At 74.5% G+C, this 12646-nt stretch carries 4 protein-coding genes; all 4 read left to right on the top strand.

From position 1 onward, the window contains the following. On the top strand, nucleotides 1–1404 hold a 1404-nt coding region (locus GSF22_RS02360; protein ID WP_244365829.1), incomplete at its 5' end, for a condensation domain-containing protein. Then, nucleotides 1401–4583 carry a non-ribosomal peptide synthetase gene (locus GSF22_RS02355; protein ID WP_208811034.1) on the top strand — a complete coding sequence of 1061 codons (3183 nt, stop codon included), beginning with the start codon at nucleotides 1401–1403 and terminating at the stop codon, nucleotides 4581–4583. The genes GSF22_RS02360 and GSF22_RS02355, both read left to right, overlap by 4 nt. A gap of 31 nt (nucleotides 4584–4614) precedes the next feature. Continuing rightward, nucleotides 4615–8082, top strand: coding sequence for a non-ribosomal peptide synthetase (locus tag GSF22_RS02350; RefSeq protein ID WP_208811033.1), 3468 nt, complete (start codon nucleotides 4615–4617; stop codon nucleotides 8080–8082). Next, nucleotides 8079–12638 carry a non-ribosomal peptide synthetase gene (locus GSF22_RS02345; RefSeq protein ID WP_208811032.1) on the top strand — a complete coding sequence of 1520 codons (4560 nt, stop codon included), beginning with the start codon at nucleotides 8079–8081 and terminating at the stop codon, nucleotides 12636–12638. Before GSF22_RS02350 ends, GSF22_RS02345 begins: the two co-directional genes overlap by 4 nt. Nucleotides 12639–12646 lie beyond the last annotated feature (8 nt).

Genomic DNA, 12646 nt, shown 5'->3' with positions numbered 1-12646 from the left:
GGGGTGGACCTGCCCGCCCCGGAGAGCGGTACGCCGGTCCCGCTCACCGCCCAGCAGGAGAACTTCTTCGGCTGGATGTACGCCACCGAGGAACTCCGCGACGTCGGGCCGATCAGCGTCGCCATCCGCATCACCGACCAGTTCGACGTCGACCGGCTGGCCCGCAGCCTGCGCGTGCTGGTACGACGACACGAGTCGCTGCGGACAGTGTTCACGCACCGGCCCGGCGAGCACCACGCGTACGTGCTGCCCGACTGCCCGCCCCGGGTCACGGTGGTCCGGGCCGCCGGAGCGGACCTGGCCGCCCGGCTCGCCGAGGCGGCCGTGCGCGTCCGCGCCGACCGGGAACACGGTTTCGACCTGAACACCGGGCCCCTGGTCCGGGCCATCGTGGTCCGGGTCGACGAGGACGACCACGTGCTCGGTCTCGCCGTGCACCATCTCGTGTTCGACGGCTGGTCGATGGGGGTGCTGCTCCGCGAACTCGGCCTGGTCTACTCCGCGTCGCGGACCGGCCTGCCCGCCGGGCTGCCGCCGCTGCCGATCGCCTATCCGGACGCGGTGGCGTGGACCCGCGCCCAGTGGCCGCGCACCCGGGAGTTCTGGCGCCGGCACCTCGACGGGGCGCCGAACGGGATCGACCCGTTCCCCGGCCGGTTGCCCGCGCTTCGGCTGCGCAGCGCCTCGCTGGAGTTCCGGCTCGGGCCGGCGGACGCGGACCGGCTGCGCGGGTACGCCCGGGACCGGGGCGCCAGCATGTTCATGCTGGCGGCAGCGGCCTGGGTGGCGGTGTTGTCCCGGTGGAGCGGTGCGTCCGAGCTGGTGCTGATGTCCCCGGTGCCGGGCCGGACCCGGCCGGAGTTCGCGCCGCTGCTCGGCTGCCTGGTGCAGTCGCTGCTGCTGCGGCTGGACACGTACGCCGACCCGTCGTTCGACGAGCTGCTGGCCCGGGTACGGGACACCGCGCTGGCCGCGATCGACCAGCAGTACTACCCGTACGCCGAGTTCTATCCCCGGTTCCCGCACGCGGCCTGGTTGCGGTTCGAAAGCTGGGGCGGGAGCACGCACTTCCCCGGTCTGGTGTCCGAGCCGTTCGAGCTGCCGCGAGCACTGGACGCCGAGTGGGCCACCCCGGACGGCGAACCCGACCTGGGTCTACCGGAGCTGGCCATGCAGGAACAGCCGGACGGCTCGATCAGCGGCTGGCTGCTGTGGAACGCGTACGCGTTCGAGCGGTCCACGATGGACGAGATCACGGCGGTGCTGGTCCGGCTCCTGCGGGACCTGCCCGAGCGGGCCGGTCACCGGTTGGCGTACCTGACCGACCCGGACCGGCCCGGACCGACGGCGGTCACCGCTCCGGCCACCCCGGTCCCCCAGGTGAACGCGACGGAGGCGACGTGACGACAGTACACAGTCCGGAACTGACCCGGTTCCCGGCCAGCGCGGCCCAGCACGGCATGTGGTTCACCGAACAGCTCGGCACCGCCGGCACCGCGTACCACATGCCGCTACCGGTCCGGTTGACCGGTGACCTCGACGTGCCCGCCCTGGCCGACGCGGTCGCCGCCACGGTGGCCCGGCATCCGGTCCTCGGGAGCGCGTTCGTCGAGCAGGACGGCGAGCTGTGGTCGGTACCGGCCGAGGTCGAACCCCGACTCACGGTGTGCGACAACCCGGCCGGCCCGGTCGCCGACCTGGTCCGGTCGGAGACCCTACGCCCGTTCGACCTGCGACGCGGGCCGCTGGTCCGGTTCACCCTGATCCGCGAGGCGACCCGGTCGCGGCACCTGCTGCTGATCGTCGCCCACCACCTGGTCTTCGACGGCAGCTCCAAGGACATCCTGGTCCGCGACCTGGGTGAGCTGTACCGCGAGCGGGTCGGGGGGCGGCCGGCGGACCTGCCGCCGTTGGCGACGTCGTACGCCCGACACGCCACCACCGAGCCGGCCCGCCTCGCCGGGGAGCACGACCCGGCCGCCGCGTTCTGGGCCGGGCACTGGCGGGAACCGGCCGCGCCGGTCCTGCCCGGCCTGCGCCGGCAGCAACGCGACGCCCGACCGGGCGCCACCCTCGACCGGACCGTCGACGGCCGGCGGCACGCCGCCCTGACGGCGCTGGCCGACAGCCTCGGCGCCACCCGGTTCGAGGTACTGCTCGCCGGGGTGCACGCACTGCTGTACCGGTACGGCGCCGCCGAGCCGACGGTCGCGGTCGACCTCGGTACCCGGACCGCAGCCACCCACGACTGCGTCGGACTCTTCGTCAACGAGGTGCCGGTCGGCGTCCGACCGGCGGCCGACCAGTCGTTCCGGGAGCTGGTCGCCACCGTCCGGGCCGGCCTGCGCGAACGGTACCGGTTCCGGGCCACCCCGCTGGCCCGGGTCACCGCCGGCTTCCGGCCACGGGTCGCGCTCGGCCCGGTGTCGATCAGCTACCGTCGGCAGGACAGCCCACCCGGGTTCGCCGGACTCGACGCCGACATCGAGTGGACGGCCTTCAACCACACCGCGCGCAACGCCCTGCACCTCCAGATGCTGGACCGGCCGGACCGGCTCACGACGAGGTTCCAGTACAGCCCGGACACCCTGGACGAGGCGTCCGTCCGCCGGATCGCCGGGCACCTGGACACCCTGCTGGCCGCCGCCACCGCCGCACCGGACACCCCGCTCGCCGCGCTGGACATGCTGGACACGTCGGAACGTGCGCTCCTGACCGGCGGGTGGGGACCGGTCGACACCGGCCCGGCGCCGTCGAGCACGGGCGTCCGGCCGCCGGCCCTCCGGGCCGCGCGGACCCTGCCGGAGTTCTTCGTCGCCTGGGCGGCGGCCACCCCGGACGCCCCCGCCATCGGCTTCGGCGACGACCTGTGGACGTACCGTCGGCTGGACGAGGCGTCGGCCCGGCTCGCCCGGCGGCTGGGCCGGGCCGGCGTACGACCGGGCGACCGGGTCGCGGTGCGGGCCGGTCGGACCCCGGCACTGCTGGTCGGGCTGCTCGGCGTGCTCCGCGCCGGGGCGGCGTACCTGCCGCTCGACCCGGACCACCCGGTGGCCCGGACCGGGGCGATCCTGGCCGACGCCGGGCCGGTGCTCCTGCTCACCGACCGCACCGACCTGACCCCGGCCTGCCCCGTCCTGCCGCTGCCCGCCCCGGGCCACGGCACGCACAGCGGCGACGCCGGGGACGACCCGGACGACCGTCCGCTGCCGACGGTCGACCCGGACCTGCCGGCGTACCTGATCTACACCTCCGGCTCCACGGGGCGGCCCAAGGGGGTGCAGATCAGGCACCGGGCCCTGACCGGTCTGCTCACCGTGATGCGCGACCTGACCGGCACCGGACCGGGCGACGCCTGGCTCGCGCTCGCCTCGGCCGCGTTCGACATGTCCGTCCCGGAACTCTTCCTGCCACTGGTCACCGGCGGCCGGACGGAACTGGCCGGCGAGTCCGGGACCCGTGACGGCGCGGCGCTGTGCCGCCTGATCCGCCAGCACCGGGTCACCCACGTGCACGCGACCCCCTCGACCTGGCGGCTGCTGGTCGACGCCGGCTTCGCCGACCCGACCGTGGTCGGGTTCAGTGGGGCCGAGCCGCTGCCGCCGGCACTCGCCCGAGAGGTACGCGCCCGGGTGGGCCGGCTGTGGAACCTGTACGGGCCGACCGAGGCGACGGTCTGGGCCACCGCCGTGGAACTGCCCGACCCGGTGGAGGCGATCACCATCGGTCGGCCCCTGCCCGGCACCGGGCTGTACCTGCTCGACGACCGGCTCGCCCTGGTACCGATCGGCGTGCCCGGCGAGGTGTACCTGGGCGGAACCGGCCTCGCCGACGGATACCCGGGCCGGCCCGGCCTGACCGCCGCCCACTTCCTGCCCGATCCGTACGGGCCGCCGGGTTCCCGGCTCTACCGCACCGGCGACCTGGGCCGGTACCGGCCGGACGGGCAGGTGGAGTTCCTCGGCCGGGCCGACCACCAGGTCAAGATCCGTGGCTACCGGGTGGAACCCGGGGAGATCGAGGCCCGGCTGGCGGAGCACCCGGCGGTGGCCGCCTGCGCGGTGGTGCTGCGCGACGACGTCGTACCCGGACCGGACGGCACCGACGGCGGCGACCCGCGTCTGGTCGGGTACCTGGTCCGCCGGCCGGGCGCGGTGGTACCCGAGGCGGCGGCGCTGCGGCAGCACCTGGCCCGGAACCTGCCGTCGTACATGCTGCCGAACGTGTTCGTGGAGCTGTCCGAGCTGCCGCGTACGCCGAACGGCAAGCTGGACCGCGCCGCACTGCCCGAGCCGGCACCGCCCGAGCCGGTCGACGACCCGGTCGACCCGCCCGGGTACACCGGCCTCGCCGCGCAGATCCTCGGCATCTGGCGGCAGGTGCTGCGGGTGGACGACATCGGCCCGGAGGACGACCTGTTCGACCTCGGGGGGCACTCGTTGACGGTCACCCAGATCGCCGCCCGGATGCGTCGGGACCTGGGCGTCGACCTGCCACTGCACGTCTTCTTCGACAGCCCGACCGTCGCCGGGTTGGTCGCCGCCGCGCAGTCGGACGTGACCGTGGCGCGGCGGAATGGCTGAAGCCGTGACCGGACGAGGAGGAGGCGAACCGGTGTCACCCACCACCGACCGCGACGGGGGACGACCCCGGGCGACGTCGTCCGGCAGCGTCGGGGACGCCGTCGCCGACCTGTCCCCGCAGCGGCAGGCGCTGCTGCTGCGCAAACTCGCCGAACGTGGGCTGGCCGGGACGGCCGGTACCACCGCACCGGCCATCGCGCGGCAGCCCCGGACCGGGCCGGACCAGCGGTTCGTCTGCTCGTCCGGGCAGCGTCGGATGTGGCTGTCCAGCCAGTACGATCCCACCGACCCGTCGTTCCACGTGGCGGTGTCCCTGCGGTTCACCGGCCGGTTGCGGGTCGACGCCCTCCGGCACGCCCTGTCCGACCTGGTCCAGCGGCACGAGGTGCTGCGCACGGTGTACGTCGGCGAGGACGGCGAACCACGGCAGGTGGTCCGGGCCACGATGGTCGTACCGATGACCGAGGTCGACCTGCGTGACCTGCCGGCGGCGGACCGGGAGACCCGGGCCCGGGAGCTGGGCCGCGCCGCCTTCGCAACCCCGTTCGACCTGGCCACCGGCCCGGTCCTGCGGGCCGCGCTGTACCGGCTGGCCGACGACGGGCACGTACTGATGGTGACCGTGCACCACATCGCCATCGACGGCTGGTCGATCGGCAACGCGCTACGCGAACTGGCGGTGTGCTACTCCCGCCGACTCGACGGCACCGACCCGCCACCGCCGTTGCCCGAGCTGGCCGTGCAGTACGCCGACTACGCGCACTGGCAGCAGCAGGCCCTGGCCGGCGACGGCGAACTGGCGTCCGGGCTCGACTTCTGGCGCCGGCAGTTGGCCGCACCCCGTACGGACACCGAACTGCCGACGACCCGACGCCGGGCCGGCACGGTCGACGGCGGCGGGAACGGCGGCAAGGTGATCGTGATGCTCCCCCCGGACCTGCTCGACGGGCTGCGCCGGGCCGCCGGGACGACCCGGGGCACCACACCGTTCGTCCTGCTGCTCACCGCGTTCAAGGCCCTGCTGATGCGGTACACCGCGACGCCCGACGTGACCGTCGGCACGCTGGTCGCCGCCCGTACCCAGGTGGAGTTGGAGCCGCTGGTCGGCTACTTCGCCAACCCGCTCGCGCTGCGTACCCGGCTCGACCCGGGCTGGACCTTCACCGAGGCGGTGGCCCGGGTCCGCAGCACGGTGATCGACGGCTTCGCCCACCAGGGCGTGCCCTTCGACCTGGTGGTGCAGGAGCTGGCGCCCCGCCGGGACGCCGACCGGCACCCGTTCTTCCAGTCCGCGATGATCATGCACAACTTCGACAACGGCGGCGGCGGTTCGGGCTGGCCCGGACTGGACGTGCGGTGGTGGGACGGCGCGCTCGACGACATGCTGTTCGACCTGACCCTGGTCGGGGTACCGCAGCCCGACGGTGCGGTGGAGGTGACCTTCTCCTACCGGACCGAGGTGTTCGACCACGCCGACGTCGAACGGCTGGCCGGACACTTCCTCCAGTTGCTCACCGCGCTCCGCACCGACCCCGGGCGGTGCCTGGGTGACCTGCCGCTGCTGACCCCGGCGGAACGGCAGCGGATGCTGACCGACTGGCAGGGCCCGGTACGGGCCGGGACGACGACCTTTCCCGCCCTGTGGCGGCAGTCGGTACGGCGGCACCCGGACGCGGTCGCGGTGTCGGCCGCCGACGGGGACCTGTCGTACCGGGAACTGGACCTGCGGGCCGACCGGCTCGCGCAACGGCTACGCGCCACCGGTGTGCGACCGGAGGACCCGGTCGGCATCTGCCTGGACCGAAGCTCCGCGCTGCTGGTGGCGGTGCTCGGGGTGTGGCGGGCCGGGGCGGCGTACGTCCCGCTGGACCCGAGCTTCCCGGTCGAACGACTCCGGATGATGGTGGCGGACGCGGGGGTGGCCGTCCTGGTCACCGAGACGCCGGTGCACGACCGGCTGGCCGGGCTCTGCGCGGCGGTTCCCGAGGTGATCTACCTGGACCGGGAGCGGACGGACCCGACCACGCCGACGGTCCCGCCGACGGTCACCGGGCCGCACGCCGACCAGCTCGCCTACGTGATCTACACGTCCGGGTCGACCGGGCGACCGAAGGGCGTCGAGGTCAGTCACGGCGCGGTGGGCAACCTGCTCTGCTCCTTCGCCGGGTCACTCGGCCTGACCCCGGCCGACCGGCTGCTCGCGGTCACCACGCTGTCGTTCGACATCTCCGTGCTGGAGCTGCTGCTGCCACTGGTCACCGGGGCCCGGACGGTGATCGCCGACAACGTCGAGGTGACCGACGGGGTCGCGCTCCGTACCCGGGCCAGGGCGAGCGGGGCCACCGTCATGCAGGCCACCCCGGCGACCTGGCGGATGCTGCTGTCCGCCGGCGGGGTGCCGGACCCGGTCCGGCACCGGCTGTGCGGCGGCGAGGCGTTCTCGCGGGACCTGACCGCCGCGCTGGCCGGCGGGACACTGTGGAACGTCTACGGGCCGACCGAGACCACGGTCTGGTCCGCCGCCGGGGTGGTCGAACCGTCGGACGGACCGGTGAGCATCGGCCCCCCGATCGGGAACACCCACATCCACCTGCTCGACGACCGGGGTCAGCCGGTGCCGGTCGGGGTTACCGGCGAGGTGTTCATCGGTGGCGCCGGGGTGGCCCGGGGCTACCGGGGCCGGGCAGCGCTGACCGCCGACCGGTTCGTACCCGACCCGTTCACCGACACTCCGGGCGCCCGGATGTACGCCACCGGTGACCTGGCCCGCCGGCTGCCCGACGGACGGCTGGAGTTCCTCGGCCGGGGTGACCAGCAGGTGAAGGTGCGCGGCTTCCGGGTGGAGCTGGGCGAGATCGAGGCGGTGCTGCGTACCCACGACGACCTGGTTTGGGACGCCGCCGTGGCCGCCTGGACCGGCGGTGCCGCCGACTCCGACGGCGACACCCGGCTGGTGGCGTACCTGGTCGCCGGCCTGCCGGACACCGGCCCGGCCGAACTGTGGGCGCTGCTCGCCCCGCGTCTGGCACAGCGGCTGCCCGGCTACCTGATGCCCGCCACCGTGGTCCTGCTCGACGCGCTGCCGCTGACCCCGAACGGCAAGCTGGACCGGGCGGCGCTGCCCGCACCGGACTGGGGCGCCACCAGTTCGACCCCGTACGTCGCGCCCCGCAACCCGGTGGAGACAGCCGTGGCGCGGATCTGGGAGGAGGTGCTCGACGTCCGGCCGATCGGGGTGGACAGCGACTTCTTCGCCCTCGGCGGGCACTCGCTGCTGGCCGAGCGGGTGTTGGCGCGGTTGCGCGCCTACTTCCAGCTCGCCGCCCCGACCCGGGTGCTGTTCGAGGCGCCGACCGTCGCCGGGCTGTCCGCCGCGTTGGCGGAGCGGGAACCGGTACCCGGACAACTCGTCGCGATCGCCGAACTACGGGCGCAGATCGAGGCAATGTCCCCGGAGGCGGTGGCCCGGATGCTGGACGAGGAGGAGGCTGTCGGATGACCGACCAGGCCGACCAGTTGCTGGCCGTACTGCTGGCCCGGCGGGGCATCGGGCTGGCCGTGAGCCAGACGATCCGCCCCGGCGGGCGGGACGGCGACCTGCCGCTCTCTCCGGCCCAGCAGCGGATCTGGTTCCTCGACCGGCTCGGCGTGGGCGACTCGTCGTACCTGCTGTCCGGCGCGCACCGGTTGCGGGGCGAACTGCGGGTGGACGCGTTGGCCGGTGCCGTGCGTCGGCTGGTGCACCGGCACGAGCCGCTGCGTACCGCGTTCGTGGAGGCCGACGGCGTCCCGGCGCAACGGGTGCTGGGGGTCGACGATCCGCGCCTGGAGCTGCCGCTGCCGGTCGTGGACCTGAGCGGGACGCCCGCCGCCGACCAGGAACGCCGGCTGGCCCGACTGGTCCGCCACGAGGCGAGCCGGCCGTTCGACCTCGGCGTACCGCCGCTGGTCCGGGCCACCCTGGTCCGGCTGGCCACGGACGACCATGTGCTGCTGCTGTCGTACCACCACATCGTCTGCGACGACATCTCCACCGGCCTGCTCTTCGCCGAACTGACCGCCGGGTACGACGCGCTGCTGGCCGGCCCGGCGCCGCTACCGGCACCACCACCCGTCCAGTTCGCCGACTACGTACGCTGGCTCGGCGAGCGGGACCGAGGGCTGCTGGGCGAGCAGGAGGAGTACTGGCAGGCCCACCTGGCCGGCGCACCGGCGCTGCTCGACCTGCCGACCGACCGGCCGCGCCCCGGCACGCCGGGTGCCCCCGGGGACACCTGCGCGTTCACCCTCTCAGCCGAGCTGACCGCAGCGGTCGCGCGGCTGCGCGCCGAGACCGACTGCACGCTGTTCACGGTGCTGCTGGCCGCGTTCACGATCGTGCTGGCCGAGCAGAGCGGGCAGGACGACGTGGTGGTGGGCGTACCGGTGACCAACCGTTCGCTGCCGGAGTTGGAGGACATGGTCGGCATGTTCGTCAACACGCTGGCGCTCCGGACCGACCTGGGTGGCGACCCGACGCTGCGCGAGGCACTCGGCCGGGTGCGGCGTACCTGCCTCGGCGGGCTCGGGCATCGGGACGTGCCGCTGGAACGGGTCACCGAACTGGTCGCCCCGGAGCGGGACCCGGGCCACCATCCGCTGTTCCAGGTCATGTTCGTGCTCAACCCGGCCGGTGACGGTCAGCCGTCGATGTCCGGCCTCACCGTGCAGGCGGAGGGCGCTCCCACCGGCACCGCCCGGTTCGACCTGACCCTCGTGATGGTCGACGGCGGGGACCGGCTGACCGGGCGGCTCGACCACCACGCCGGGCTCTTCGACCCCTCGACCGTGCGACGCCTGGTGGACCGGCTGGTCCGCGCGTTGACGGCGCTGACCACGACCCCGTACCGGCGACTGTCGGAGCTCGAACTCGGCGACCCGGACGAACGGCGGCTGCTGGCCGCCGGCCTGCGTCCGGCCCCGCTGCCCGGCTCCGGCATGCCGTCGCCGTCGGACTCGTCCGGGTTTCCCGGGTACGCGCACGACCTGGTCGCGGCGCAGACGGCGCGGACCCCGGACGCGCCGGCGGTGACCGACGCGGACGGCACGGTCAGCTACCGGGAGCTGGGCCGCCGCGCGGACCGGCTGGCCTGGCGGTTGTACGCGCTCGGGGTACGGCCGGAGACCCCCGTCGCGCTGGCCCTGCCGGCCGGTCCGGACGGGATCGCCGGGATCCTCGGCATCCTGCGGGCGGGTGGGGCGTACCTGCCCCTCGACCCGGGCCACCCGCCGCAGCGGCTGGCCGCCCTGCTCGCCGACTCCGGCACTCGGGTGCTGGTGACCGCCGTCGCGCACCGGGACTTGTTCGCCGGCCTCGGCTTGTCCGTGGTGTGCGTCGACGAGCTGACCGGACCGCCCGCTCCGGACCGCCCGCCACCGGCGGTGGCCCGTCGACCGGACCAGCTCGCCTACGTCGTCTACACCTCCGGGTCGACCGGTCGGCCGAAGGGGGTGATGGTCTCGCACGCCACCCTGTCCCGGCTGACCGTGGCGTTCCGGGACGCGCACGGTTTCGGCCCCGGCCAGCGGATCCTGATGATCCCGCCGCTGACCTTCGACGCCTCCGTCGGTGACGTGTTCCCCGCGCTGGCCAGCGGTGCTGCGCTGACCGTCCACCCGGAACCGGCCGCGCTGACCGGGCCCGCGCTGGTGGAACTCTGCGGCGAGCAGCGGATCACCGCCGTGGACGCGCCGTCCGCGCTGTGGCAGCGTTGGGTGGACGACCTTGACGGACACCGGCTGCCGGACGACCTGCCGCTGTCGGTGATGATGGTCGGCGGGGAGCGGGTACCGGCGGACAAGCTCGCCGCCTGGCAGCGGCTCACCGGTGGACGCGTCGCCTTCTACAACCACTACGGTCCGACCGAGGCGACCGTGTGCGCCACCGTGCACCGGGTGGATCCGGTGGACCGGACACCGGGTGCCGGGCGGGTGCCGCCGGACGTGGCCGACGGTCCCGGGGACCTGCCGATCGGTCGACCGCTGCCGCACGTGCGGGCGTACGTGCTGGGCACGCGGCAGCGGCCACGTCCGCTCGGTACCGTCGGCGAGTTGTACCTGGGCGGCGACTGCCTGGCCCGGGGCTACCTCGGGCGGCCGGACCTGACCGCCCGGATGTTCGTACCCGACCCGTTCTCGGACGTCCCGGGTGCCCGGATGTACCGCACCGGGGACCTGGCCCGGGTACGGCTGGACGGCACACTGGAGTTCCTCGGCCGGGTGGACCGCCAGGTGAAGATCCGGGGTCACCGGATCGAGCCGGCCGAGATCGAAACCGTCTTGGGTCAGCACCCGCAACTGGCCGGGACCGTGGTGGTCGCGCGGGGGCAACGGCTGGTCGCGTTCGTGGTGCCCCGGTCGGCGACCGCCGTACCCGACCGCGACGAGTTGCACGCGTTCCTCCGCGACCGGCTGCCGGAGTACCTGGTGCCGGCGGTGTTCGTGACCCTGGACCGGCTGCCGCTGACCGCGCACGGCAAGGTCGACCAACGCCGGCTGCCGGCGGACGACGGCGGCGCGGACCAGCCGTTCCAGGCTCCCGGTACACCGACCGAGGCCCGGTTGGCGCAGGTCTGGGCCGAGGTGCTGGGCCGGGACCGGGTCGGCGCCCGGGACGGCTTCTTCGACCTCGGCGGACACTCGCTGCTCGCCGCGCCGCTGCTGGCCCGGGTGAACCGGGAGTTCGGGGTGCGGCTGCCGTTGCGGGCCCTGTTCGAGTCGCCCCGGCTGGACGCGTTCGCCACGCTGGTGGACCGGCACCGCGACGGGGGCGCCGGGCGGGGCGGACACACCGGCACCGGCGGACCCGGCGGGTCGCGCGGGGTACGCCGGGCCGACCTGCGGGCGGAGGCGACGCTGCCGGACGACGTCTGCGCCGACCTGACCGGACGTCCCGCCCCGGTGGCCGCCGACCGGGCGAGCGACGTACTGCTCACCGGCGCCACCGGATTCCTCGGTGCGTTCCTGCTGGACGAACTGCTCCGGCGGACCGGGGCGGACGTGCACTGCCTGGTCCGGGCCAGTTCGGTGGGCGCGGCCATGAACCGGATCGAACAGAACCTGCGGTGGTACGGGCGGTGGCGACCGGAGTACGCCGCCCGGATCGCACCGGTTCCCGGCGAACTCGCCGCGCCCCGGCTCGGCCTGCCCGCCCGCGACTTCGACGCGCTCGCCGAACAGGTGGACGTGATCTACCACAACGGCGGCGCGGTCCACTTCGCGCAGCCGTACGAGCAGCTCAGGCCGGCCAACGTGAACGGCACGGTCGAGGTGCTCCGCCTGGCCGGGCGGGCCCGTCCCAGCGCCCTGCACCACGTTTCCACCCTCGGGGTCTACCTGGGCGCGTACCGGTCGGGCACGATCCGCGAGTCCGACCCACCGGAGTGGCCGGACGGTCTGTGGGGTGGCTACAACGAGAGCAAGTGGGTGGCCGACACGCTGGTCCGGGCGGCGCGGGGCCGGGGACTGCCGGTGTCGGTGCACCGTCCGGCCCGGGTGACCGGGGACAGCCGCACCGGAGCGGGCAGTCCCGACGACTACTTCAGCCGGCTGCTCACGACGTTCGTCCAGGTGAACGCGGTGCCGATGCTCGATCACCCGGAGGACGCGGCACCGGTGGACTACGTCGCCGCCGCGATCGTCGCCCTGTCCCGGCGGGCGGAGCACCTGGGTCGTGACCACCACTACCACAATCCCCGGACCATCGGGTACGACGGGATCGCCGCCGTCCTGCGCGGGCACGGGTACCCGGTGCGGTCTATGCCGTACGAGCACTGGCACGCCGAGGTGACCCGGGTCGCGGCGGAGGATCCGGGCCGGCTCGCCCTCGGACCGTTCACGTCGACACTGCCCCCGACGGCCGGTCCACGCGAGCACCCGGTCTTCGACTGCGCCCGTACCGAGGCGGCGGTGGCGCCCGACGGCATCACCTGTCCGGCCGCCGACGCCGGACTACTCGGCCGCTACGTCGGCTTCCTCACCCGGTCCGGTGCCCTGCCGGCGCCGGGGATCCGCTGACCTGCGGG

The organism is Micromonospora echinofusca (genome assembly GCF_017614955.1).
GTDB classification, from domain to species: domain Bacteria; phylum Actinomycetota; class Actinomycetes; order Mycobacteriales; family Micromonosporaceae; genus Micromonospora; species Micromonospora echinofusca_A.
Note: the sequence above shows the minus strand (reverse complement) of the source record. Positions and strands in the feature narration are given on the sequence as shown.

Bases quoted from the DNA above. Each gene is read 5' to 3' on its own strand.
- GSF22_RS02345 (WP_208811032.1), top strand. From the start codon at position 8,079: ATGACCGACCAGGCCGACCAGTTGCTGGCCGTACTGCTGGCCCGGCGG.